Below are 24,070 nucleotides of genomic sequence, written 5' to 3' on the forward strand. Positions count from 1 at the left end.
GGAAGAGGAGGACAGTGAGGTTGCATATGCATATGGTGATGCCGATGATGGTTGCGATGCCGATGCGGATTGCGATGCTGACGCGGATCCGGATGCCGACGCCGATGCTGATGCTGATGCTGATGCTGATGCCGGTTCGGATTCCGATGCCGAGGCCGATGCCGACGCAGATGCGGACTCTGATGCCGACGCCGACGCCGACGCGGATGCCGACGCGGACTCTGATTCCGACGCCGACGTCAAACTAACCGTTACCGTCACTCCAGGCAGTAAGACGACCGAGACGACAGATGACCAGATCATCCACGTTAATGGCGGCAGCGGCGATCCTAACGGTTACGACATCCAGAACGGCGTGATTGTGGCGATCGGCAGCAACGTACATGTCTGGCTGACTCCGGATAGCCCGGACGGTAAGATCCAGGGCGACTTCGTGCCGAAGGCCGACAGCCTGGATCAGATCCACTACTACAACAGCCAGGGTAACGCCAACGCCAATAACGGCGACAAGACCTACACCGATATATTTGTGGTCGGTGACCATACGGGTGGCTATTACCAGCAGGGTGACTGGCCGCAGGATCGCTATGAATTCCGGCCGCTCAACGGCATCACTGGCAACCAGGGCTTACCGCAAAGCAGCGTGGGTAAGGACTATATCTTTGTTCAGGGGAATGAGGCTGACTACACCGTTACCGGTGTCGACCATCCACAGAATGGTAAAAACAACGATATAGATAACCTGCATGTGGTTGATAACGAGACCGGGAAGTCACCGTTCCAGAATGCCAACGGCATCGAAGGCGTTGTTTTTGGTGACGGACCCTCCTCCACGCACGGCGGCAATACCACCGTCAGCTATACGGTGACGCTGAATCTGGATGTCAATCTCGAAAGCTCAGACAGCAGCGATCACCTTAACAGCATCACCCTGAGCGGTATCCCGGAAAACGCGACCTTTACCGGCAACTATGCGAGCGTCAGCTACAACGCCGAAGAGAAGAGCTACACCCTGACCTTTGACAACGACACCTCGCACTTCAACGGCCAGGTGAGCGTTGAGCTGCCGGACGGTCAGAGCGATTTCGGGGAGATCGGGCTGAAAGTGGACTCTACCGCCTTCGATCAACACGAAACCGACTTCACCGTTGACGGGAAAGAGGGCGGAACGTTTGTCAGCGAAAGCCACGGCGGAGAAGAGCACGCCGATGATAACGTTGACGATCGCTCTCTGATGGCTGACCACAGCGTTGAGGAGAATCATGTTGAAAGCGACAGTGAAGAGAATCACAAGCAGACGAGCAGCCTGACGGCTGATGAGCATGACGCCGACCACGCTCTGGCGAACGGGGATCACGCCGCATCGTTAATCGATGACGACAACCTGATGCTCAATACCAGCAGTGTGGATAACAACGGCACACCAACGGTCGATAATGCGCAGAGCGAAAACCTCACGCTCCAGAGTACGGATCAGGAGGAGCAGCTGAACTTTAGCGATCTCATTCATGATGAAGAGCATAACGATCTCAGCACGCTGATCCAGGCGGGGCCGCAGAGCGACACGGCGGAGGGCCCGGCGGAAGTCGAGCATGTTCCTGCTGAAGGCGGTGAGATCGCCGGAACGGAGGGGTATGACGCGGGTAACGACACGGTGCTCGACAGTCTGATCGCCAAACCGGAAGAGCACGCCTGACTGGCGCCGCGCAGGGCTGGTCTGGCACTGCGCGGCAAACATTATTCAGGACAGACGAGGGATCCCGTCTGTCCGCAAAATCGCAGGGTACATTTTTCCCCCTCTCTCTGATGGGGTTTCTCTGGTGAATATTGACCAATAATCAAGGGATATGAAGGAAAAAATAAGATGAAACAGTATAGTCAGTTCGTTATAGGGGCTACCCTGGCGCTGAGCGCCACATATAGCCAGGCCACGACCCTGGAACAGGCCGTGAAAGAGAGCCTGTTATGGCATCCGGAAGTTAACGCCTCGGTAAACAGCCGCTATTCCGCCGATCAGGATCTCCGCGCCGCCAAAGGCGGCTATCTCCCGACCCTGGATCTCACCGCCGGTACCGGCTGGGAACAAACCGATAACGCCAGCACCCGCGGGGCAGGCGATCATCTGCGTGATTTGCACCGCAGCGAGTCCGCCATCAATCTGCGCCAGAACGTCTTCAACGGTTTTGCCACCACCAGCGAAGTGGGCCGCCAGAAAGCGACGGTCAACTCCCGCGCCTGGACGGTAATGAATACCAGCGAATCCACCGCCCTGCAGGCGATCCAGAGCTATCTCGATGTGCTGATGCGCCAGAAGATGGTGGCGCTGGCAGAAGATAACCTGAAGAATCACGAGCGCGTATTCGATCAGATCCGCCTGCGTACCGAGCAGGGGGTGGGGCGTCAGGCTGACTTTGAGCAGGCCCAGGCTCGTCTGGCCCAGGCGCGCAACAACCTGCTGACCGAGCAAACTAACCTCGAAGACGCTCGCGCCAACTACCAGAGTATCACCGGCAAAGAGCCTGACACTCTCGTCATGCCCGCCAAAATCGCGGTACCCGCCTCGCTGGAGGCCGCGCGGACCGTCATGCTGGCAAACAATCCGCTGCTGAAACAGGCCGATGCCGATGTGGAAGCGACCCGCCAGCAGTACGAGGCGGCAAAATCGCGCTTTTATCCGGATGTGAATGTCGAAGTCGGGCGCACCATGGATAACAACATCGATGGGACCCGCGGCCACAGCCAGGAGTGGCAGGCGATGCTGCGCATGCGTTACAACCTCTATAACGGCGGCAGCGACCAGGCGACGCTCACCTCTTACGCCTACAAAATGAAAGAGGCTCAGGATGTGAAAAATAACGCCCAGCGTCAGCTGAACGAAGAGCTGCGTCTGGCCTGGAACGCCCTGAAAAACGCCGGGCAGCAGGTGCCGATCGCCAAAGAGTATGCCGATCGCAGCGTGCAGGTGCGTAGCGCCTACCAGGAGCAGTTCAGCCTTGGCGACCGGACCTTGCTCGATATGCTGGACAGTGAAAACGAGGTGTTCAGCGCCCAGCGCCGCTACGTCGAGCTGCAGTTTGTCGACATGTTTACCACCTACCGCATCAGCGCCCGTACCGGCGAACTGCTTAAGAGCCTGAATATTCAGCCGCCGACGGCAGCGGAGCCGCTCACGCAAGCGAAATCTTCCCAGGCAGAACTGCCTGAATTAAAGTAAGACGCCCTGAGAGGCTGACGGGGTTGTTGCTGGCAGAGATAACGGCAACAACCCTCTCTTTTTTTATCTGCGGTTCCCGTCCGCAGAACACTGAGGCAGAGAATGACGCCTGATATTGACTCCTCTGATCGCATCGAGATGGCCCCGCAGGCGCAGGGCAGGCTGGATCCGCGGCAAAGCCATGACGATCCCCTGCTGGATGCGCTGATGATCGTCTGTAAATTGCATAACATAGGCACCAGCCGCAACGTCCTGACCGCGGGGTTGCCGCTGGCAGCCCACACCCTGACGACAGAGACCTTCCCCCGCGCCGCCGGACGGGCCGGGCTCAAGGCGCGGGTGGTGCAGCGTGGGCTTGAAAACATCACCGCGCTCTCTCTGCCCGCCATTCTCCTGCTGAAGAACAATCAGGCCGCGGTGCTGATTGGCTGGGATGCGCAGCAGCGCGCCCGGCTGCTACCCAGCGAAACGGAGGGCGGTGAAATCACCGTGTCGCCAGAGACGCTGGCGGAGAATTACAGCGGCCGGGTGATTTTTATCTCTCCGGAGCATGAGTTTGATGCCCAGCCGACGGCTACATTGCCGCGTACCAAAGCCTGGTTCCAGGACACGCTCAAACTGTCGAAATCCCTCTACCTGGATGCGGTGGTCGCCAGTTTCCTCGTCAACCTGGTGGCCCTCAGCGCCCCGCTGTTTGTGATGAATGTCTATGACCGGGTGGTGCCCAATCAGGCCACCGCCACGCTGTGGGTGCTGGCGATTGGCATCAGCATTGCCTTTGTGTTCGACTTTGTACTGAAGATCCTGCGGGGAATTTGCCTCGATCTGGCGGGCAAAAAAACCGACCTCGTGGTCTCCTCGGCGCTGTTCGAGCGGCTGCTGGGGATGAAGATGAAGCTCCGCCCGCAGCGGGTGGGCAGCTTTGCGCAGAATTTCCAGGAGTTCCAGTCGATTCGTGATTTTCTGTCGTCGCTGACGCTGACCGCCTTTATCGATCTCCCCTTTACCCTGCTGATCCTGCTGGTGATTGGCATCATTGGCGGCCCGCTGGTGTTTATCCCGCTGCTCGCTTATCCGCTGGCGCTGCTGGTGAACTGGTTGATCCAGCGTCCGCTGATGTCGCGGGTCAGGAAGACCTATCAGCTCTCCAACGAACGCCAGGCGATGCTGGTGGAGACACTCACCGGCCTGGATGCCATCAAAATCAACAACGCCCAGAGCGAGCGTCAGTATCAGTGGGAGCACCTCACCGGTCAGCTGAGCAAGCTGGAACTGCGGGTGAAGTCGCTCTCCTATGTGGCGGTGAACTTTACTGCCTGGCTGCAGCAGTTCAGCGGCGTGGCCCTGATCGTGGCCGGGGTCTACATCATTATCGGCGGCAACCTGAGCATGGGCGGGCTGATTGCCTGCTATCTGTTGCACCGTCGCGCCATGATGCCCATCGGCCAGCTGTGTAGCCTCATCACCCGCTACCAGCGCGCGCGAATGACCAAGGCCACCATCGACCGGATGATGGATCTTGAGCAGGAGGTGCAGGACGACGAAGTGCCGCTGAAGCGGGAAACCCTCTCCGGCGCCATTGAGCTGCGCGATGTGACCTTTATCTATCCCGGCAATCAGTATGCCTCGCTCAGCAACGTCTCGCTGACGATCCAGCCCGGGGAGAAGGTGGGGATTATTGGCCGCAGTGGGTCCGGGAAAAGCTCGCTGGCGAAACTGCTGGTCGGGTTTTACCAGCCGGACAGCGGGAATGTGCTGATCGACGGCATCGATGCCCGTCAGATCGATGTTCACGATTTGCGGCACAATATCGGCTACGCGCCACAGGATATTCATCTGTTCAGCGGCACCCTGCGGGAGAACCTGGTGTATGGCGCCAGCTACGTTGATGACGAAACCATGCTGCGGGTGGCCACCCTGACCGGGGTGCACGAGTTTGCCCGTCGTCACCCCTCCGGTTACAACATGCAGGTGGGTGAGCGGGGAATGAGCCTTTCCGGCGGCCAGCGGCAGGCTGTCGCCCTGGCGCGGGCGCTACTGCTCGACCCGCCGGTGCTGTTGATGGACGAACCCACCAGTTCGATGGATAACACCAGCGAAGATTTGATCAAAAAGGCGCTCGTACCGGTGATTGCCAACAAAACGCTGCTGATGGTCACCCATCGTGCGTCGCTGCTGACGCTGGTGGATCGTCTGATTATCGTCGACAACGGCAAAATCATTGCCGATGGCCCGAAAGAGAGCGTCATGAGTGCGCTGAAGAAGGGACAAATTCATGCGAATCGTTGAGACGCTTAGCCGCCTGATGAGCTGGCTGTCAGGAGATAAACAGCCCGCACCGTTTACCACCAACGAGGTCAACAAAGCGTTGCTGGATGATGCCCCCCGGGTGGTGCGCGTCACGCTGTGGGCTATCTTCGCCTTCTTTATCGCCATGATCCTCTGGGCATCGCTGGCCAGCATTGACGAAGTGACGCGCGGGGAAGGGCGGGCGATCCCCTCATCACGTCTGCAGAAAGTGCAGAACCTTGAGGGTGGGATCGTGGCCGAAGTCTTTGTGCATGAAGGCGAGGTGGTGAAAGCCGGCGCGCCGCTGCTGCGTCTGGATGATACCCAGTTTCGTTCCAACGCCGGGGAGAGCGAAGCCGACCGGCTGGCGCTCCAGGCGCGCATCCAGCGTCTGACCGCGCTGCTGAACGATGCCACAACCCTGACCCTGGCGCCGGAGATAGTGAAGAAGGCGCCGGAGATCGCCAGCGGTGAGATGGAACTCTTCGCCAGCGTCAACAAACGTATTCAGAGCGAACTGGCGGGGCTCAACGAACAGCTGGTGCAGAAGAAGCAGGAGCTGCTCGACTTCCAGGGCAAAGCCAGCCAGTACCGTCGTAGCCTGGGGCTGCAGCAGCAGGAGGTCGCCATGTCTGAACCGCTGGTGGCGAAAGGGGCGATCTCCAAAGTCGAAGTGCTCCGCCTGCGTCGTGGCGTGGTAGAGACCCAGGGACAGCTCGACTCCGTGACCCTTGCCATTCCCCGGGCGGAAGCGGCCATCAAGGAGATTGAGAGCAAAGTCAGTGAAACGCGCGGGCGTTATCGCAGCGAGGCGCTGGGGCAGCTCAACGAGGCGCGAACCGATCTCAGCAAGATAGAGGCGTCGGGCAAGGCGATTTCCGACCGGGTGAACCGTACCCTGGTCACCTCGCCGGTGCGCGGCGTGGTGCAGCAGCTAATGGTCAACACCATCGGCGGCGTGATCCAGCCGGGCAACGACCTGGTGGAGATTGTGCCGCTGGACGACAAGCTGCTGGTGGAGGCCAAAATTCGCCCGCAGGACATTGCGTTTTTACGTCCGGGCCAGGAAGCAACGGTGAAGTTCACCGCCTACGACTACACCATCTATGGCGGCCTGAAGGGAACGCTGGAGCAGATCAGCCCTGATACGGTAACCGACAAAGACGGGAAAAGTTTTTACGTGATTCGCCTGCGCACCGATAAAAACCATCTCGGCACGGATGAAAAGCCGCTGTTAATTATTCCGGGAATGGTGGCGTCGGTGGATATTATTACCGGTAAGAAAACGGTGATGGCCTATCTGCTGAAACCGATTCTGCGCGCCAGAGCGGAGGCGTTCCACGAGCGTTAATAAGTATGGAGAAAGGCCACCTCGCCGGGAGGTGGCTTTTAAGTGTTACCACATCAAATCGTCAGGCACGACAAAATCGGCGTATGGATCGTCTTCATCCTTCGCTTCCTGCGTCAGCTCACCGCTGAAGACGATATAGCTCGCATCACGCTGCATAATTTTATTCGCCACAACGGCAGGGATGATGGCGTATTCGCTCTCGCGACCCGCTTCAGCAACCAGACGCGCAATCGCCAGACGGCCATTGACCAGCTGTTTTTGCGTGGTCTTATCCACAGTGATTTTTTTAATCAGATTGCCGTCGGTGAAGTTAAAACTGATATCGCCTTTGGCAATCACAATGCGGTTCATCTCAATCAACTGCTTGATCTGCGCCTTATACTCTTTTGCCAGCGTCGCCTGCTTTTGCTGTTCGCTAAGCTCTTTATCGCGCTCAATTTGCGCCTGCTTATTCACTTCTACCGCTTCCCGGGCTTCGCGCGCCTGGACGCGGGACTTTTTAGCGGTGCGCTGCACTTTTTCCAGCTTTTTACTGCTGACTAAGCCAGCTTTCAGCATCTGCTCTTGTAGTGTGAGTTTGGTCATCGTCGTTTCTGAAATCTGTCAAATGATGGGCAGATTATACCTGTAATTCCACTGCAGGGATAACCTGGGCAAAATCGGCCGCAAGCAGCGCAAGGGTGACGTCATGAATGACTTTTGCGCTGAGCTGAGCTTGCCTCAGTTCAAAGCTGATTACCGCATCTTTTAGCACCGTCATCTTTAACCCAAGGTCGGCACCCATCCTGACGGTGGAGTTAACGCAAAATCCGGCCACCGCGCCAGTGACAACAACCTCTGAAATTTGCGCATCCTGAAGATAATCCAGTAATCCCGTTGAGCTGAATGCGGAGGAGGTGTGTTTGATAAAAACCGGTTCGTTCGCTGATTCTTTAAAGGCGTCCAGGGGTAAGCTGGAGGAGGAGCTGGGATGGAAAAGCGAGCCCTGTTCAGGCGTCTGGTGGCGAACGTGGATGACGGGAAGGCCTGATTTTCTGAATTTTTCAATTACAGAGGTCATGTTTTCAATGCTGTTATGCGGGAAGTAATCCACGCCCTGCTGAATTCTCTCTGTGACAAAATTCTGCATATCGATGATGAGTAGTGCTTTTGGCATGTAATCCTCCTTAAACCTTGCCACTGGCAGGGTTATTATCGGTTTTTGGGCATCTTCGTAACGCTGGAACGCATTAACATATTCGCAATTATGCGCCACGCCCCCTACCAAATTTGGTTAAGGCTCAAATAAATCATCAACTAATCTACTGTACGACCGATAACAGCTTCAGAGAAACCTGTATCGGTATATCGAAATGCTGAGCCTAAAAACTAACCTGATGGCGTTAACGCTGCGGGGTCAATCTGCAAAAAACACCTCTGCCCTGGAGCAGTCTATCCGCAATTTGTCTTCCGGCATGCGTATCAATAGCGCGAAGGACAATGCGGCCAACCAGGCGATTGCTAACCGCATGACCAGCCAGCAAAATGGGCTGCAGCAGGCGCAGCGGAATGCTGGTGATGGCTTGTCGATGATTCAGACGGCCGAAGGCGCAATGGATGAAATTAACAATCGTTTGCAGCGTATTCGCGAGCTTACAGTCAAAGGGCTCAGTGAATCCAATACCCTGGTGGATGCCGATACCATTCAGGCCGAAATCAACTTAAACCTTAAAGAGATCGACCGCCTGAACGGCTCTGTCGACTTTAACGGCATCAATCTGTTGAATGGCAGTGCGGGTACCGTCGGTTTTCAGGTCGGCACCCGGGATAATGAAAAAATCTCCCTCGATTTATCGAAAAATTTCAGCGTAGAGAGTATCGGCCTGAAGGATTTCGTTATTCGTGGCATCAGCGGTAAGGTTTCAGATATCAATCAGGTTTCTGGAAATGCCAGTAATATCGACCTGAACAGCGGTAATGTCAGCGTAACCTGGTATCCGACGGGCTCATACAACTCGCCGCAACTGGTGCGAAACGCCACTGATGGCCGGTATTACATTCAGGACACGGGAGCCGACGGCAAGCCAGCTTATTATCAGGCCACCACGGCCGCAAGCTGGGATACCGCCAGCGGAACCGGAACTGTAAATATCAGTGCCACCAATGGAACGCCTCTCTACAGCAGCGTCACCCAGCTAAATAGCCGGACCATTACTTCGGTGAGCTATATCGATACCAATGGGGGAATGTTAAGCAATAGTCCCGCGCCGTCATTAAGAGAATCAAACGGTCAGTATTATATTGAGCAGGATGATTTCTATTATCCTGCAACCCTGAGCTACGGTTCATCGGGTGCCGTCACCGCACAAATGACCAGCACCACGGCAAAACTGGATACGGATTTCGCTACGCTTCCGGCTGTCGTAACGACTACGCCCAATATTGATGCCACGACCGCAGCATTGAGCTTCAGGGATGCGAGTAATAATCCGCTTTCCAGCTCCAGTTCCCGACTCCTGAAGTCGGGCAGCCAGTACATTATGGAAGTGGATGATGGCAATGGTAATTTTAACTATTACACTGCCTCAGTAACGACCACGACTGACGGTACGAACAGTTCGCTTGTGGTGACGGCGAATAACGCTACCAGTCTGAATAATTTCTCTGATGTGAATCAGGTCAGCGGGTCGTCAAGGGTCACGATGGATCCTGCGAAGGTCAACGTGCGTTATACCGATGCCAAAGGTAATATCTCCAACGATGTGCTGCGCCTGGACGCGGACGGTAATTACTACATGGATGTGGTGAACGGCACTGAGACAAAAAAAGCCACTCTGGTTTTGACTGATGAGAATCCTGCCCGTTTCCTGCTAAAAACGCTGAATGGTCTGGGGGATCTCCAGATCTACTACCAGGCGTCTTTTAGTGCCTCTACGGATGCGGCGACCAACTACACGACCCTGAATATCGCTGAAGTCGGCGATGAGATCCGCCTGAAAAATCCTGAGAACCCTCTGGCCGCGCTCGATAATGCCATTAAACAGGTTGATGAAAGACGCAGCACGCTGGGCGCTGTGGCGAACCGGTTGGAGTCCACGCAAAATCTCCAGGCGACAATGTCTGTTGCGGTCAGTGCGTCCCGCTCGCGGATTGAAGATGCGGACTATGCCGCGGAAGTGTCCAGTATGGCCCGGGCGCAGATGCTCCAGGAAACGTTCGCCTCGTTAATGACCAAAGCCAACCAGACGTCACAGGTAGTGTTGTCACTGCTGAATGATTCGATGAAATAACATCTGGTGAGAGCCCCAACCTTTCGGGGCTCCGTAACGCTTAGCGAATGACGTTGCCGCGCTGTACGCAATGCCCATCGTTGCAGTTAACGGCATCTACCCTGGCGGCACGGTGATTTCTTGCCTGCGCGGTAACCGTTGCAGCCGCTACCGGGTGGGCGGAATTCGCAACCACGGCTGCGCGTTCTACCGGGTGAAAGATAACACCAGCAAAGGCAGAGCATGGGGCGATTAAAGCCAGCGCGATCAGGATCTTCTTCATTAACTTTCTCCGTTCAATTTTGTATTACCTGGTGAGCCAGGGATACGTTCTGATGGCGGGAGAGTACATTACAGCAACCGGTTAAGTTGTGTTTATGGGTGCTATTGAACAGAAAGTAACTTACGAAGTTGCGGGAAAAAATGGTAAATCTGACGGCAGGAAAGTGTCCCCTGCAGGAATCGAACCTGCAACTAGCCCTTAGGAGGGGCTCGTTATATCCATTTAACTAAGGGGACAAAGCGGCACGAGTATAACGTCATTTATACAATGCGTTAAGCGCGTGACCGCCTGACTGCTTAAAGTGTCGCCACTCACACCGCTTTTTTATCTTCTTCCGCTTCCTCCTGCTGGGCCTTAAGCTCGGCTTTGCGCTTATTCGACATATCGTTACGGATTTGCGCATGGCTCAGCAAGGCAAAAATAAAGGTGCCGCCGCAGATATTGCCTGCCAGAGTAGGGATCGCGAAGGGCCAGAAAAACTCGCTCCAGTGAATGGTGCCGTTAAAGACCAGATATAAAATCTCTACCGTACCCACCACGATATGAGTGGTATCGGCCAGAGCGATAAGCCAGGTCATCAAAATAATGACCACGATTTTCGCTGAACCGGCCGCCGGGAACATCCAGACCATGGTGGCGACAATCCAGCCGGAGATGATCGCGTTGGCGAACATCTCTGCCGGGCTGTTTTCCATGACTCCCATCCCGATTTTCACAAAGGCGTCGCGGGTGGGCTCATCAAATATCGGCATAAACTCGAACGCCCAGGCGGCGACACCGGTACCGATAATATTGCCGAGCAGTACCACGCTCCACAGGCGCATCAGCAGGCCGAAATTGCCCCAGGTTGGGCTTTGCATCACCGGCAGTACGGCGGTGACGGTATTCTCGGTGAAGAGCTGCTGGCGCGCCATAATCACGATGATAAAGCCAAAGGTGTATCCGAGGTTTTCGATGATTATCCCGCCGGGTACCCCTTCAAGCTCGACATGAAAAATCCCTTTTGCCAGCAGGGAAGCGCCCATCGATAATCCGGCGGCAATGGCCGACCAGAACAGCGCCATGGCGTCGCGCTCCAGCTCCTTTTCACCATCCTGGCGAATATGTTCGTGGATTGCCATTGCACGTGAGGGCAGGCGATCCTCGTCAACCTCAATCTTCTTTCCCCGGCGATTCTCCTCGCTTTCAACTTCCAGCTCTTCGGTATGGTTATCAATTTTTTCTTCTTTTAGCTCGTCCATCGCAATGCTCCATAGGTTGCAGATACCTTTAAGCGTAGCGCTTTTTCTCCCGCCGCCCGTGGGGAAGCTCTTAAATTCCTGTAATGGCAATAAAGGCGATACATCGCTGGCAAAGGCCGTATAAAATTGCCAGCCAAACGAAAACCTAAAGCCAGGCTATTCTGAGATCATACCAGAGAGTGTTTATTGCCCCGATTTGTGGTCGTAGACATCAGTAAACGCGCTGATACAATCACTTACACGTTTACAGACAGAGCGCGAAAGCGCCATGACGGATGGCTTTTGCTGATAGCCATACTTAACAGGGAGAAAGATATGAAACTTCGGCTGTCGGTGGTTGCGTTGAGCACCACGTTGCTGATGGGCTGCGCCAGCTCTGGCGAGCAGCAGGGGCGCTCCGATCCTCTGGAAGGATTTAACCGCACCATGTACAACTTCAACTATAACGTGCTGGATCCGTATGTGGTGCGTCCGGTTGCGGTGGCATGGCGGGATTATGTTCCACAGCCTGCCCGTAACGGGCTGAGCAACTTCACCAGCAACCTCGAAGAGCCAGCGGTGATGGCGAACTACTTCCTGCAGGGCGATCCCTATCAGGGGATGGTCCACTTTACCCGCTTCTTCCTGAACACCCTGTTAGGTATGGGTGGCTTTATTGACGTTGCCGGGATGGCGAATCCGAAGCTGCAGCGCGAACAGCCGCACCGCTTCGGTAGTACGCTGGGTCACTACAATGTGGGTTACGGCCCGTACGTGCATCTGCCGTTCTACGGTAGCTTCACGTTGCGTGATGACGGCGGTGATATGGTCGATACGCTCTATCCGGTGCTGTCGTGGCTGACCTGGCCGCTGTCGGTGGGTAAATGGACGCTGGAAGGGGTGGAGACGCGCGCGCAACTGCTGGATTCAGACGGTCTGCTGCGTCAGTCTTCCGATCCGTATCTCATGGTGCGTGAAGCGTACTTCCAGAATCACGACTTCATTGCTAACGGCGGTAAGCTGAAACCGGAAGATAACCCGAACGCCAAAGCGATCGAGAATGAACTCTCCGAGATTGATGCGGAATAAAAAAGAAAAGGTGAGCGCGAGGCTCACCTTTTTTATCCCTGCGTGATTAGAACGCGTAGTTGAAGTTCATGCCATAGAGCCAGGCTTTACCTTCAGAAGAGAACTCATACGGACCTTCCTGGAACGTCACTTTCTGACCATGCATATAAGAGACACCCGCATCGATGGAGGCATCTTTGTTGAATGCATAGGTCGCACCGGCGCTCAGCCAGAAGCGATCCTGATCCGGAATGGAGATAGAGCGTTTGTCTGCCGGAACCGGGCTGTCATCGAAGGCAATACCGGTACGGAATGTCCAGTTATCGTCCATGTAGTAGGTGGTACCCAGAGCGATGCGGTAAGCATCACGGAAGCTTTCGTCTTTATAGAAGAGCGTATCACCGCCGCTGTTAGTCGCTTTCAGCTCCTGGAACTGGCTCCAGCTCGTGTAGGTCAGGCTATAGTGGATGGCCCATTGCGGCGCGACTCTGTTATAACCGGACAGTTCCCACATCTCAGGTAAATTCAGGGTCAGAGAACCGCCAGTGGTGCGGCCATCCGTCCCCATTGGCAGACCAAAGTTTCCGAGGATCTGGTTATAGGCTGAAGGCAGGCTGCTCTTATAGTCGCCATCGAAATCGATTTTCACTTCAGAGCGGTAGGTCAAGCCATACCGGTTGTTCTTATCGATTTCATACAGAATACCGGCGTTCCAGCCAAAGCCCCACTCATCACCTTTCAGGTAGGCAATCTGGGTATCTCCCGGGATCCCCGCGACCTGTCGTGCCAGAGCCGGAGGTAATGCCCCGGAGCCTGCAACGATGCGACCCAGGTCACCCGCGTAGCGCTCAATTTTCGCTTTCGCATAGACCGCATCAAAGCCAACACCGAAACTCCAGTGATTATCCAGGCGATAAGCACCGCTCAGGTTCAGGTTGAGGGTCTCCAGGTCGGTGGTACCGCCGTATGCCCCTGCTGCGTAGTTGTTATTGAACTCGGTCGCCAGTCCGTAGTTAGAGGTGACGGATGCGCCCCAGCCGAATTGATCGTTGATTGGTGCGACAAAGTGCAGGTTTGGCACCCATGCTGTTGGCGCGATGTTATCCGCATTCAGGCTTGCGCCCGTTCGCGAGCGTCCGGAGATATCCACGTCAGGGTCAACAAAGATGGCACCTGCGGAGAAGGTGGGACGATCAAACATCATGATCAGGGCAGGGTTACGGCTCGCGTTCCCTGCGTCATCAGCGATAGCACCTTCCCCGGAATAGGCGCGGCCCAGGCCTGAGGAAGAGAACTCATTCAACTGAAAGCCCGCTGACCAGGCGGAGGTGGAGACGATTGCCACTGCGACTGCCAGCGCAGTTTTTTTGAACAGGGTTTTCTGGCTCATGACCATAACCTCATTGAGTTATTTTTATTCAATTTTTGTTACATACCGTAACAGGAGCGCGAAGTGTAGGGTCTGTGGTAACACTTAGAAATCAGACCAGTGGCGAGAGTATAGGTCTGACCAGATAGAATGTTGCAAGGGTGTTTATGAATATTTACCGATATGTTTTTCGAAACGGGATCTGGTTGGCAAAATTGTGACCAGTTCGCGTCCTCCTAATGGGTGATTTTTGTTTTAGATCATTTTTACTTGTGATATTGCTCACTTACCCGGTTTAAAGCCATTAACAACTGGAGCCGCTCCCGCCCGGCGCGTAAAATATCAGCATCGTGTTTATCTCGCGCCATGCGCGAATGAAGAGGAAATCTACTATGAGTAAATGCAGTGCTGATGAAACCCCGGTTTGCTGCTGTATGGATGTGGGCACCATTGTGGACAACACGGATTGCACCGCCTCTTACAGCCGTGAGTTTACCCGCCGTGCCGACGCCGAAGAGACGCTGGCCGCGCTGACCGAGAAAGCCCGCGGCGTGGAGTCCGAACCGTGTGCAATCAACGCCAACTTCACCGAAGTGGAAGGCGGCGTTCGTCTGGACATCGACTTCGTGTTCAGCTGCGAAGCAGAATCCCTGATTTTTCAACTCGGTCTGCGTTAATTCCTTCCCGCGCCTCCCTTCCGGGAGGCGTTTCGTCTCCTCTCTGTGTGTTCGCTCGCAATTTTTCCTCTCCCCGATTGGCTAATGTAAAAATTTAGTTAAGACTGTTATCAGGTCAGACCACTTTGCGCATTTGTTATTCACAGGGGAGCGTTATGAGTCAGGCATTACCGCTAATCACCCGTCAGGGGGATCGCATTGCCATTGTCAGTGGATTACGCACGCCATTTGCCCGTCAGGCGACGGCGTATCATGGCGTACCTGCCGTCGATCTGGGAAAAATGGTTGTAGGGGAGCTGCTGGCTCGCAGCGAAATCCCGCCCGAGGTGATTGAACAGCTGGTCTTTGGCCAGGTCGTGCAAATGCCGGAAGCGCCGAATATCGCCCGTGAAATCGTGCTGGGCACCGGAATGAATGTCCACACCGATGCTTACAGCGTCAGCCGTGCCTGCGCCACCAGCTTTCAGGCAGTGGCGAACGTGGCAGAAAGCCTGATAACCGGTACCATTCGCGCCGGGATAGCCGGGGGTGCCGACTCCTCCTCAGTTCTGCCGATTGGCGTCAGCAAAAAGCTCGCGCGTGTGCTGGTGGACGTCAACAAGGCCCGCACCACCGGGCAGCGGCTGTCACTGTTCTCGCGCCTGCGTCTGCGCGATCTCCTTCCTGTTCCCCCCGCCGTGGCGGAATACTCCACCGGGCTGCGAATGGGGGATACCGCCGAGCAGATGGCGAAGACCTATGGCATCACCCGTGAGCAGCAGGATGCCCTGGCGCACCGCTCGCATCAGCGCGCCGCAGAAGCCTGGGCAGAAGGCAAGCTGGCGGAGGAGGTGATGACCGCCTACACCCCACCATTCCGCGAACCGCTAAGCCAGGATAACAATATTCGCGGCACCTCTACGCTGGCGGATTATGCGAAACTGCGTCCGGCATTCGACCGCAAACATGGCACCGTCACGGCGGCGAACAGCACGCCGTTAACCGACGGCGCGGCAGCGGTGATCCTGATGACCGAATCCCGCGCCAGAGAGCTGGGCCTGAAGCCGCTCGGCTATCTGCGCAGCTATGCCTTTACCGCCATTGATGTCTGGCAGGATATGCTGCTGGGGCCGGCCTGGTCCACGCCGCTGGCGCTGGAGCGCGCCGGACTGACGATGGGCGATCTGACGCTCATCGACATGCATGAAGCCTTTGCCGCGCAAACCCTGGCCAACCTGCAACTGCTGGCAAGCGATCGTTTTGCCCGGGATGTGCTGGGCCGCGCCCACGCCACCGGCGAAGTGGACGAAAGCAAATTTAACGTGCTGGGGGGCTCCATTGCGTATGGCCACCCCTTTGCCGCGACCGGGGCGAGGATGATCACCCAGACGCTGCATGAGTTGCGCCGTCGCGGCGGTGGGTTTGGACTGGTCACCGCCTGTGCTGCGGGTGGCCTGGGTGCCGCAATGGTTCTGGAGGTAGAGTAATGGAGATGACAACGGCATTCACCCTGGACGTGCGTCCGGACAACGTGGCGGTCGTCACCATTGACGCCCCAGGCGAAAAGATGAATACCCTGAAAGCGGAGTTTGGCGGTCAGGTTCGCGCTATCCTCAAACAGGTGCGAGAAAACAAAGCCTTGCGCGGGCTGGTATTTATCTCGGCCAAGCCGGATAACTTTATCGCCGGGGCCGATATCAACATGATTGCCCGCGCTGAAAGCGCCCAGGAAGCGGAAGACCTGGCCCGTCAGGGGCAGCAGATCATGGCCGAAATTCACGCCCTGACCATTCCGGTGATTGCGGCGATCAACGGCGCCTGTCTCGGCGGCGGCCTGGAGCTGGCGCTAGCCTGCCACGGACGAATTTGTACCGACGACGCCAAAACGGTGCTGGGCCTGCCGGAGGTGCAGCTTGGCTTACTGCCGGGCTCAGGCGGCACCCAGCGCCTGCCGCGACTGGTGGGCGTCAGCACGGCGCTGGAGATGATCCTCGCCGGCAAACAGCTGCGTCCGCGTCAGGCCCTGAAAGTCGGGCTGGTAGATGAGGTGGTTCCGCATTCCATTCTGCTGGAGGCCGCCGTGGCGCGCGCGCTGAAAGGCAAACCCGATAGCCGTCGCTTACCGGTGCGCGAGCGCGTACTGGCAGGGCCGCTGGGCCGTGCGCTGCTGTTTAAAATGGTGGCGAACAAAACCGAGCAAAAAACCCAGGGCAACTACCCGGCGACAAAACGCATTCTTGAGGTTATCCATACCGGTCTGACTCAGGGCAGCAGCAGCGGCTATGCTGCAGAAGCGAAAGCCTTTGGCGAGCTGGCGATGACGCCGCAGTCTCAGGCGCTGCGCAGCATCTTTTTTGCCAGCACCGACGTGAAGAAAGATCCCGGCAGCGAAGCCGAGCCTGCGCCGCTGGCGTCAATTGGCGTGCTGGGCGGTGGCCTGATGGGGGGCGGGATCGCCTTCGTCAGCGCCAGCAAAGGCAAATTACCGGTGCGGATCAAAGACATCAATCCGAAAGGGATCAACCACGCCCTGCAGTACAGCTGGCAGCTGCTTGATAAAAAGGTCAAACGCCGCCATATCAAAGCCAGCGAGCGCGATCGCGAGCTGGCGCTGATCTCCGGCACCACTGACTACAGCGGATTCCGTCATCGCGATGTGGTGATTGAGGCAGTATTTGAAGACCTGGCGCTGAAACAGCAGATGGTGGCCGAGGTCGAAGCGAACTGTGCGCCGCACACCATTTTTGCCTCTAATACCTCCTCATTGCCTATCGGCGATATTGCGGCCCAGGCCGCGCGCCCTGAGCAGGTGATTGGGCTGCATTTCTTTAGTCCGGTAGAAAAAATGCCTCTGGTGGAGGTTATCCCCCATGCCGGAACCAGCCCGCAGACCATTGCCACCGTCGTTAAGCTGGCAAAAATGCAGGGCAAAACGCCGGTGGTGGTGGCTGATAAAGCCGGGTTCTACGTCAACCGCATTCTGGCCCCCTATATCAACGAGGCTATGCGCCTGCTGACCGAAGGCGAAAAGGTCGAGCATATCGATAATGCGCTGGTGAAGTTTGGTTTCCCCGTCGGCCCAATCCAACTTTTGGATGAGGTGGGAATCGATACCGGCACTAAAATTATACCTGTGCTGGAAAGCGCTTATGGAGAACGGTTTAGCGCGCCCGCAAACATTGTTTCTGCAATTTTGAATGACGATCGCAAAGGCAGAAAAAATGGCCGCGGTTTCTATCTTTACGAGCCAAAAGGGCGTAAAAGCAAGAAGCGGGTAGACCCGGCGATTTATGGGCTTATTAAGCCTGGCGGCGAGGGCAAACTCTCTGCGACCCAGTGCGCGGAACGCTGCGTGATGATGATGCTCAACGAAGCGGCGCGCTGCTTTGGTGAGAAGGTCATTAAAAATGGTCGAGATGGCGACATTGGCGCCGTTTTTGGCATTGGTTTCCCACCTTTCCTGGGTGGCCCGTTCCGCTATATGGATAGCGTAGGTGCGGGTGAAGTTGTTGCGATTTTACAACGACTGGCTGTGCAATATGGGCCGCGGTTTACACCGTGTGACACATTATTGCAGATGGCGGATCAGGGGCTGCGATTTTGGCCAGCAAAGGAAACTGACCTTGTAAATTAAGGTCAAATAAGAGTAAATCCGCCGTTGAAGGGGCTGGTCCTGTCTAATTTGTAAACAGACATTGACTATACTTACGCCGTTGAGGTAAAAAACAGCGTTTCATTCAACGGATGGATCAGGCACAATGCCCGGCCATCGGGTTTTTACCTCGTTAAGTGTTCACGCGGGGCAATAACACCGGTGATCCTGGTCAACAAAAGCGGTGCAATATGCAAGTTTTTATCATGCGTCACGGTGACGCGGCACTTGATGCTGCCAGTGACTCTGTACGTCCTCTGACGCCTTGCGGCTGTGACGAGTCCCGTCAAATGGCTACCTGGTTGAAAGGGCAAAAAGTGGATATTGAACGTGTCCTCGTCAGCCCGTTCTTACGCGCTGAACAGACGCTGGATGTGGTAGGGGAGTGTATGAACCTGCCAGCCAATGTCGATGTTCTGCCAGAGCTTACCCCGTGCGGCGACGTGGGTCTTGTCAGTGCCTATCTTCAGGCGCTGTGCAATGAAGGTGTCGCCTCTGCGCTGGTAATTTCCCATCTGCCGTTAGTCGGCTATCTGGTGGCTGAACTCTGCCCGGGCGAAACGCCGCCAATGTTCAGCACCTCTGCCATTGCCAACGTTACCCTCTCTGAAACGGGTGCTGGCGTCTTCAACTGGCAGATGAACCCCTGCAATCTGAAGATGGCGAAAGCTATCTGATGTAAAACGGACCCAGGCGGGTAGCATCCAGCCACCCGCCTGCCTCTCAGGGGAGCTCAGGCGGTTGCCACTCTTCCACTTCAATTAACACCAGCAAGGCGGCATCACCGCCATACTCTTTCGGTGCCTGATGAAATGCCATCACGTGTGGATGCTGAGCCAGCCACAGTGGGGTTTGCTGCTTGAGAATATGTTTGCCGTGGCCGTGCATCACGCAGGCGCAAAAAACATGTTCGCGACGGCAGGCGGCAATCAGCGCGCCCAGCTCCTGTTTCGCCTGCATCTGGGTTAGCCCGTGCAGATCGAGGAACAGCTCCGGCGAATAATCTCCCCGACGCAGTTTTTTCAGCTCGAAATGGCTGACGTCCGCGCGCACATATTTCACCGCACCTTCCGTATTTAGCAGCGGCTGAAACTCGTCGGAAAAGTAGTGGCTGGCGTCGGCCTGCTCCTGAATCAGCCGTTTTACCGGAACTTCACTCACTTTTTTGCGCTGCGGGCGGTGGACAATGGTGTCCTGCTTGATTTGACGCGTGCCGGTCATTAACTGACGAAACAGCGTTTGATCCTCCTCGCTGAGCGATATTTTCTTTTTCATGGGGTCGTCTCATCTCTTATTTCCGACAGTGTACCTGACTCACTGCGCGGCAAAACGCATTTTTTCAATGCCGGCGGCGGCTGACAATGCTGATTTATCGCCGTCTTCATGGCACACTAGCCGCCGAAAATTTAGCGAGCATGCCCTGGAGAACATAGTGGATAAAATTTTTGTCGATGAAGCGGTGAATGAGCTGCAAACCATTCAGGACATGTTGCGTTGGGCGGTCAGCCGTTTCAGCGCGGCCAATATCTGGTACGGCCATGGTACCGACAACCCATGGGACGAGGCGGTACAGCTGGTTTTGCCATCCCTCTATCTGCCGCTGGATATTCCGGAAGATATGCGCGCAGCCCGCCTGACCTCCAGCGAAAAACACCGCATCGTTGAGCGCGTGATCCGTCGCGTTAACGAGCGCATTCCGGTTGCCTACCTCACCAACAAAGCCTGGTTCTGCGGCCATGAGTTTTTTGTCGATGAACGCGTGCTGGTGCCGCGCTCGCCGATTGGTGAGCTGATCAACAACCAGTTCGCCGGCCTGATTGACCATCAGCCTGAGCATATCCTGGATATGTGTACCGGCAGCGGCTGCATCGCCATTGCCTGCGCGTACGCCTTCCCGGAAGCAGAAGTGGATGCTGTCGATATCTCTCCTGATGCGCTGGCGGTAGCGGAACACAATATTGAAGAGCACGGTCTGATCCATCATGTCACGCCGATCCGTTCCGATCTGTTCCGTGACCTGCCAAAAGTGCAGTACGACCTGATTGTGACCAATCCGCCGTACGTTGACGCAGAAGATATGTCAGACCTGCCAAACGAATACCGTCACGAGCCAGAGCTGGGCCTGGCTTCCGGCTCCGACGGCCTGAAGCTGACCCGCCGCATTCTGGCCTGTGCGCCGGATTATCTCACCGACAACGGCATTCTGATTTGTGAAGTCGGTAACAGCATGGTACATCTGATGGAGCAATATCCGGATGTGCCGTTCACCTGGCTCGAGTTCGACAACGGTGGGGACGGCGTCTTCATGCTGACCAAAGCGCAGCTTCTCGCCGCGCGCGAACACTTCAGCATCTACAAAGATTAATCCAACGGGCTTCGGCCCGTTTCACATTGCGCAAACACAGAAAGCTCAAACACAGAACAACGAAAACGGAGCCGTGATGGCAGGAAACAGTATTGGACAATTATTCCGTGTGACGACGTTTGGTGAGTCCCACGGGCTGGCGCTGGGCTGTATCGTCGATGGCGTACCGCCAGGCATCGAACTGACTGAAGCCGATTTACAGCACGATCTCGACCGACGCCGTCCAGGCACGTCACGCTACACCACCCAGCGCCGCGAGCCGGATCAGGTCAAAATTCTGTCAGGCGTCTTTGAAGGACGCACCACCGGCACCAGCATCGGCCTGTTGATTGAGAATACCGATCAGCGTTCCCAGGACTACGGCGCCATTAAGGATGTGTTCCGTCCGGGCCACGCCGACTATACCTACGAGCAGAAATATGGTTTTCGCGACTATCGCGGCGGCGGACGCTCCTCCGCCCGTGAAACCGCCATGCGCGTCGCGGCAGGGGCCATTGCCAAAAAATACCTCGCACAGAAGTTTGGTATCACCATTCGCGGCTGCCTGACCCAGATGGGCGACATCCCGCTGGCGATCGCCGACTGGGAGCAGGTTGAGCAGAACCCGTTCTTCTGCGCCGACGCCTCGAAGCTGGAAGCGCTTGATGAACTGATGCGCGCCCTGAAGAAAGAGGGCGACTCCATTGGCGCCAAAGTCACCGTGGTGGCTGACGGCGTACCGCCGGGCTGGGGCGAGCCGGTCTTTGACCGCCTTGATGCTGATATCGCCCATGCGATGATGAGCATCAATGCGGTAAAAGGGGTGGAGATTGGCGACGGTTTTGACGTGGTTCAGCTTCGTGGCAGTCAGAACCGGGACGAGATCACAGCCCAGGGCTTCCAGAGCAATCACGCGGGCGGCATTTTAGGCGGCATCAGCAGCGGGCAGCAGATTATCGCCAACATTGCGCTGAAACCAACCTCCAGCATTACCGTGCCGGGCCACACCATTAACCGCTCTGGTGAAGAAGTTGAGATGATCACCAAAGGACGTCACGATCCCTGCGTCGGGATCCGCGCAGTGCCGATCGCCGAAGCGATGCTGGCGATCGTGCTGATGGATCACTTCCTGCGCCAGCGCGCGCAGAATGCGGATGTGACGACCACCATTCCACGCTGGTAACCATGAAAAAAACCGCAATTGCTCTGCTGGCGCTGCTTGCCAGTGGAGCCGCTCTGGCGGCAACGCCATGGCAAAAAATCACCCATCCGGTGGCAGGCAGCGCGCAGTCCATTGGTGCGTTCTCTAATGGCTGTATCGTTGGTGCGCAGGAACTTCCTCTGCAGTCGGATACGTATCAGGTGATGCGTACCGACCAGCGCCGCTACTTCGGCCACCCGGACCTGGTGCTGTTTATTCAGCGTCTGGGTAACCAGGTGCATAACCTGGGGCTCGGTACGATGCTGATTGGCGATATGGGGATGCCGGCAGGCGGACGCTTTAACGGCGGCCACGCCAGCCACCAGACAGGGCTGGATGTCGATATCTTCCTCCAGCTGCCGAAAACGCGCTGGTCATCCTCGCAACTGCTGAAGCCGCAGGCCCTCGATCTGGTCTCCAGCGATGGCAAGCGGGTGGTGCCGTCGCGCTGGTCGCCAGAGGTCTCCAGCATGATCAAGCTGGCGGCGGAAGATAACGACGTCACGCGTATCTTCGTTAACCCGGCCATCAAGCAGCAGCTATGCGAAGATGCCGGAACCGACCGCGACTGGCTGCGCAAAGTGCGGCCGTGGTTCCAGCACCGCGCGCACATGCACGTGCGCCTGCGATGCCCGGCGAACAGCCTCGAGTGTGAAGATCAACCGTTACCGCCGCCAGGCGATGGCTGCGGCGCGGAATTACAAAGCTGGTTTGAGCCAGCGAAACCTGGACCCACCAAGCCTGAGAAGAAGACACCGCCTCCGTTGCCGCCTTCCTGCCAGGCGCTACTGGATGAGCATGCCCTGTGATGGACCAATTTGCTGAGTTGTTTATGGTGTCGCCGCTGATGCTGGTGGCGCTGTTTTTTATCGCCATGCTGGCCGGGTTTATTGATGCCCTGGCCGGTGGCGGCGGGTTACTGACGGTTCCGGCCCTGCTGGCGGCGGGCATGAGCCCGGCCCAGGCGCTGGCGACCAACAAATTGCAGGCGTGTGGCGGATCGTTATCCGCCTCGCTCTATTTTATCCGCCGCAAGGTGGTGAGCCTCGCCGATCAGAAGCTCAACATTCTGATGACCTTTATCGGCTCTACCAGCGGGGCGCTGCTGGTTCAGCACGTGCAGTCCGATATTTTGCGCCAGATTTTGCCGATTCTCGTCATCTGCATTGGTCTCTATTTTTTACTGATGCCGAAACTGGGTGAAGAGGACAGGCAGCGCCGCCTGCACGGTCTGCCGTTTGCGCTGATCGCGGGCGGTTGCGTCGGCTTTTATGACGGCTTCTTCGGGCCCGGGGCCGGGTCGTTTTACGCCCTGGCGTTTGTCACGCTGGCCGGTTTTAACCTCGCCAAATCCACCGCCCATGCGAAAGTGCTGAATGCCACCTCTAATGTCGGTGGCCTGCTGCTCTTTATCATCGGCGGGAAGGTGATTTGGGCGACAGGCTTTGTGATGATGGCCGGACAATTTCTGGGCGCGCGGGCAGGTTCGCGCCTGGTGTTAAGCAAAGGGCAACAGCTCATCCGTCCGATGATTGTCATTGTCTCGGCCGTCATGAGTGCCAAACTTCTTTATGACAGCCACGGACAGGAGATCCTCCACTGGTTGGGGATGAACTAATGAACAGTACGCATAAATATGAACAGCTGATTGAGATCTTCGACGGCTGTTTTGCTGATGATTTTAATACCCGTCTGATTAAAGGCGACGACGAACCGATCTATCTTCCTGCTGATGCAGAGCTACCGTACAACCGGATCGTCTTTGCCCACGGCTTTTACGCCAGCGGTCTGCATGAAATATCCCACTGGTGCATTGCCGGTAAAGCGCGCCGCGAGCTGGTGGACTTTGGCTACTGGTACTGCCCGGACGGGCGTGACGCCGCGACCCAGGGGCAATTTGAAGATGTGGAAGTGAAACCCCAGGCGCTGGAATGGCTCTTCTGCGTGGCGGCAGGATTTCCGTTCAACGTCAGCTGCGACAATCTCGAAGGCGACTTCGAGCCAGACCGTATTGTCTTCCAGCGCCGCGTGCACGCGCAGGTGATGGAGTATCTTGAGAAAGGCATCCCGGAACGTCCGGCGCGCTTGATCAAGGCTTTACAGAATTATTACCACACGCCGGACATCACGGCGGAACACTTCCCGTGGCCGGAAGATCTTAACTGAGGAAAGAAG

The 24,070-nt window shown here is 56.3% G+C and carries 21 protein-coding genes and 1 tRNA gene; 16 read left to right on the forward strand and 6 right to left on the reverse strand.

Annotated elements, in window-relative coordinates; all coding sequences use genetic code 11:
* The 4 genes from B3X29_RS00005 to B3X29_RS00020 form a co-directional block, all read left to right on the forward strand.
* Positions 1–1,696, forward strand: a 1,696-nt coding sequence (locus tag B3X29_RS00005) for a hypothetical protein (protein ID WP_290503087.1), incomplete at its 5' end; no start/stop codon positions are given.
* A gap of 168 nt (positions 1,697–1,864) precedes the next feature.
* Positions 1,865–3,214, forward strand: a complete 1,350-nt coding sequence (locus B3X29_RS00010; protein WP_103180590.1) for a TolC family outer membrane protein — start codon at positions 1,865–1,867, stop codon at positions 3,212–3,214.
* 138 nt (positions 3,215–3,352) lie between these two features.
* Positions 3,353–5,503 carry a type I secretion system permease/ATPase gene (locus B3X29_RS00015; RefSeq protein WP_159339667.1) on the forward strand — a complete coding sequence of 717 codons (2,151 nt, stop codon included), beginning with the start codon at positions 3,353–3,355 and terminating at the stop codon, positions 5,501–5,503.
* On the forward strand, positions 5,490–6,854 hold the full coding sequence (locus B3X29_RS00020; protein ID WP_159339640.1) for an HlyD family type I secretion periplasmic adaptor subunit: 1,365 nt from the start codon (positions 5,490–5,492) through the stop codon (positions 6,852–6,854). The genes B3X29_RS00015 and B3X29_RS00020 overlap by 14 nt, the downstream gene beginning before the upstream one ends.
* A gap of 45 nt (positions 6,855–6,899) precedes the next feature.
* Here the strand turns inward: B3X29_RS00020 and B3X29_RS00025 are convergent, their stop codons facing one another.
* Together B3X29_RS00025 and B3X29_RS00030 are read right to left on the reverse strand one after the other, a co-directional pair.
* A complete protein-coding gene (locus B3X29_RS00025) occupies positions 6,900–7,439 on the reverse strand; it encodes a DUF2058 domain-containing protein (protein WP_159339639.1) in 540 nt (179 codons plus the stop codon).
* A gap of 34 nt (positions 7,440–7,473) precedes the next feature.
* The gene (locus tag B3X29_RS00030) at positions 7,474–8,109 is read right to left on the reverse strand and encodes a cysteine hydrolase family protein (RefSeq protein WP_236560461.1); all 636 of its coding nucleotides are present in this window, start codon (positions 8,107–8,109) and stop codon (positions 7,474–7,476) included.
* A gap of 121 nt (positions 8,110–8,230) precedes the next feature.
* Here B3X29_RS00030 and B3X29_RS00035 point away from each other — a divergent pair, with 121 nt between their 5' ends.
* Both B3X29_RS00035 and B3X29_RS00040 read left to right on the forward strand, forming a co-directional pair.
* Positions 8,231–10,123 carry a flagellin gene (locus B3X29_RS00035; protein ID WP_159339638.1) on the forward strand — a complete coding sequence of 631 codons (1,893 nt, stop codon included), beginning with the start codon at positions 8,231–8,233 and terminating at the stop codon, positions 10,121–10,123.
* A gap of 70 nt (positions 10,124–10,193) precedes the next feature.
* Positions 10,194–10,358, forward strand: a complete 165-nt coding sequence (locus B3X29_RS00040) for a hypothetical protein (protein WP_159339637.1) — start codon at positions 10,194–10,196, stop codon at positions 10,356–10,358.
* Positions 10,359–10,549: 191 nt separating this feature from the next.
* Here the strand turns inward: B3X29_RS00040 and B3X29_RS00045 are convergent.
* Positions 10,550–10,621: transfer RNA gene (locus tag B3X29_RS00045), tRNA-Arg, on the reverse strand.
* A 75-nt stretch (positions 10,622–10,696) separates the two neighbouring features.
* Positions 10,697–11,626, reverse strand: a complete 930-nt coding sequence (locus B3X29_RS00050) for a formate/nitrite transporter family protein (protein ID WP_156654969.1) — start codon at positions 11,624–11,626, stop codon at positions 10,697–10,699.
* Positions 11,627–11,941: 315 nt separating this feature from the next.
* On the opposite strand from B3X29_RS00050, the gene mlaA reads away from it, so the two are divergent.
* Entirely contained in the window at positions 11,942–12,694 is a 753-nt protein-coding gene (mlaA, locus tag B3X29_RS00055; protein WP_103180550.1) for a phospholipid-binding lipoprotein MlaA, read from the forward strand.
* A 46-nt stretch (positions 12,695–12,740) separates the two neighbouring features.
* Here mlaA and fadL read toward each other — a convergent pair whose 3' ends face one another.
* Positions 12,741–14,063 carry a long-chain fatty acid transporter FadL gene (gene fadL / locus B3X29_RS00060; RefSeq protein WP_168192031.1) on the reverse strand — a complete coding sequence of 441 codons (1,323 nt, stop codon included), beginning with the start codon at positions 14,061–14,063 and terminating at the stop codon, positions 12,741–12,743.
* Positions 14,064–14,434: 371 nt separating this feature from the next.
* Here fadL and B3X29_RS00065 point away from each other — a divergent pair, with 371 nt between their 5' ends.
* The 4 genes from B3X29_RS00065 to sixA all read left to right on the forward strand — a co-directional run bounded on the left by B3X29_RS00065 (position 14,435) and on the right by sixA (position 19,027).
* Positions 14,435–14,719 carry a YfcZ/YiiS family protein gene (locus B3X29_RS00065; protein WP_103180546.1) on the forward strand — a complete coding sequence of 95 codons (285 nt, stop codon included), beginning with the start codon at positions 14,435–14,437 and terminating at the stop codon, positions 14,717–14,719.
* Between the two features lie 155 nt (positions 14,720–14,874).
* Positions 14,875–16,185 carry an acetyl-CoA C-acyltransferase FadI gene (gene fadI / locus B3X29_RS00070; RefSeq protein ID WP_159339636.1) on the forward strand — a complete coding sequence of 437 codons (1,311 nt, stop codon included), beginning with the start codon at positions 14,875–14,877 and terminating at the stop codon, positions 16,183–16,185.
* The gene (gene fadJ, locus B3X29_RS00075; protein WP_103180543.1) at positions 16,185–18,332 is read left to right on the forward strand and encodes a fatty acid oxidation complex subunit alpha FadJ; all 2,148 of its coding nucleotides are present in this window, start codon (positions 16,185–16,187) and stop codon (positions 18,330–18,332) included. The genes fadI and fadJ overlap by 1 nt, the downstream gene beginning before the upstream one ends.
* 209 nt (positions 18,333–18,541) lie before the next feature.
* Complete coding sequence (gene sixA / locus B3X29_RS00080) at positions 18,542–19,027, forward strand: phosphohistidine phosphatase SixA (RefSeq protein ID WP_290503088.1); 486 nt, start codon at positions 18,542–18,544, stop codon at positions 19,025–19,027.
* A gap of 46 nt (positions 19,028–19,073) precedes the next feature.
* On the opposite strand, the gene smrB is transcribed toward sixA, so the two are convergent.
* Positions 19,074–19,625, reverse strand: coding sequence for an endonuclease SmrB (smrB, locus tag B3X29_RS00085; RefSeq protein WP_103825178.1), 552 nt, complete (start codon positions 19,623–19,625; stop codon positions 19,074–19,076).
* A gap of 157 nt (positions 19,626–19,782) precedes the next feature.
* Between smrB and prmB the strand changes: the two genes are divergently transcribed.
* From prmB to B3X29_RS00110, 5 genes are all read left to right on the forward strand, one after another.
* Positions 19,783–20,715, forward strand: coding sequence for a 50S ribosomal protein L3 N(5)-glutamine methyltransferase (gene prmB, locus B3X29_RS00090; RefSeq protein ID WP_103180537.1), 933 nt, complete (start codon positions 19,783–19,785; stop codon positions 20,713–20,715).
* A 76-nt stretch (positions 20,716–20,791) separates the two neighbouring features.
* Positions 20,792–21,877: a chorismate synthase gene (gene aroC, locus B3X29_RS00095; protein WP_103180536.1), complete on the forward strand. Its 1,086-nt coding sequence runs from the start codon at positions 20,792–20,794 to the stop codon at positions 21,875–21,877.
* Between the two features lie 2 nt (positions 21,878–21,879).
* On the forward strand, positions 21,880–22,704 hold the full coding sequence (gene mepA, locus B3X29_RS00100) for a penicillin-insensitive murein endopeptidase (RefSeq protein ID WP_103180534.1): 825 nt from the start codon (positions 21,880–21,882) through the stop codon (positions 22,702–22,704).
* Positions 22,704–23,513 (forward strand): sulfite exporter TauE/SafE family protein, encoded by an 810-nt coding sequence (locus B3X29_RS00105; RefSeq protein WP_103180532.1) that lies wholly within the window; start codon positions 22,704–22,706, stop codon positions 23,511–23,513. Before mepA ends, B3X29_RS00105 begins: the two co-directional genes overlap by 1 nt.
* The gene (locus B3X29_RS00110) at positions 23,513–24,061 is read left to right on the forward strand and encodes an elongation factor P hydroxylase (protein WP_103180530.1); all 549 of its coding nucleotides are present in this window, start codon (positions 23,513–23,515) and stop codon (positions 24,059–24,061) included. The genes B3X29_RS00105 and B3X29_RS00110 overlap by 1 nt, the downstream gene beginning before the upstream one ends.
* Positions 24,062–24,070 lie beyond the last annotated feature (9 nt).

The sequence above is a fragment of the Leclercia sp. UBA5076 genome (genome assembly GCF_002416465.1).
Classification (GTDB): Bacteria; Pseudomonadota; Gammaproteobacteria; order Enterobacterales; family Enterobacteriaceae; genus Enterobacter.

Bases quoted from the DNA above. Each gene is read 5' to 3' on its own strand.
- B3X29_RS00110 (WP_103180530.1), top strand. From the start codon at position 23,513: ATGAACAGTACGCATAAATATGAACAGCTGATTGAGATCTTCGACGGC.
- B3X29_RS00010 (WP_103180590.1), top strand. From the start codon at position 1,865: ATGAAACAGTATAGTCAGTTCGTTATAGGGGCTACCCTGGCGCTGAGC.
- mlaA (WP_103180550.1), top strand. From the start codon at position 11,942: ATGAAACTTCGGCTGTCGGTGGTTGCGTTGAGCACCACGTTGCTGATG.
- B3X29_RS00025 (WP_159339639.1), bottom strand. From the start codon at position 7,439: ATGACCAAACTCACACTACAAGAGCAGATGCTGAAAGCTGGCTTAGTC.
- B3X29_RS00035 (WP_159339638.1), top strand. From the start codon at position 8,231: ATGGCGTTAACGCTGCGGGGTCAATCTGCAAAAAACACCTCTGCCCTG.
- smrB (WP_103825178.1), bottom strand. From the start codon at position 19,625: ATGAAAAAGAAAATATCGCTCAGCGAGGAGGATCAAACGCTGTTTCGT.
- fadJ (WP_103180543.1), top strand. From the start codon at position 16,185: ATGGAGATGACAACGGCATTCACCCTGGACGTGCGTCCGGACAACGTG.
- B3X29_RS00105 (WP_103180532.1), top strand. From the start codon at position 22,704: ATGGACCAATTTGCTGAGTTGTTTATGGTGTCGCCGCTGATGCTGGTG.
- sixA (WP_290503088.1), top strand. From the start codon at position 18,542: ATGCAAGTTTTTATCATGCGTCACGGTGACGCGGCACTTGATGCTGCC.
- fadI (WP_159339636.1), top strand. From the start codon at position 14,875: ATGAGTCAGGCATTACCGCTAATCACCCGTCAGGGGGATCGCATTGCC.
- B3X29_RS00050 (WP_156654969.1), bottom strand. From the start codon at position 11,626: ATGGACGAGCTAAAAGAAGAAAAAATTGATAACCATACCGAAGAGCTG.
- B3X29_RS00015 (WP_159339667.1), top strand. From the start codon at position 3,353: ATGGCCCCGCAGGCGCAGGGCAGGCTGGATCCGCGGCAAAGCCATGAC.
- fadL (WP_168192031.1), bottom strand. From the start codon at position 14,063: ATGAGCCAGAAAACCCTGTTCAAAAAAACTGCGCTGGCAGTCGCAGTG.
- B3X29_RS00065 (WP_103180546.1), top strand. From the start codon at position 14,435: ATGAGTAAATGCAGTGCTGATGAAACCCCGGTTTGCTGCTGTATGGAT.
- B3X29_RS00040 (WP_159339637.1), top strand. From the start codon at position 10,194: ATGCCCATCGTTGCAGTTAACGGCATCTACCCTGGCGGCACGGTGATT.
- mepA (WP_103180534.1), top strand. From the start codon at position 21,880: ATGAAAAAAACCGCAATTGCTCTGCTGGCGCTGCTTGCCAGTGGAGCC.
- B3X29_RS00020 (WP_159339640.1), top strand. From the start codon at position 5,490: ATGCGAATCGTTGAGACGCTTAGCCGCCTGATGAGCTGGCTGTCAGGA.
- aroC (WP_103180536.1), top strand. From the start codon at position 20,792: ATGGCAGGAAACAGTATTGGACAATTATTCCGTGTGACGACGTTTGGT.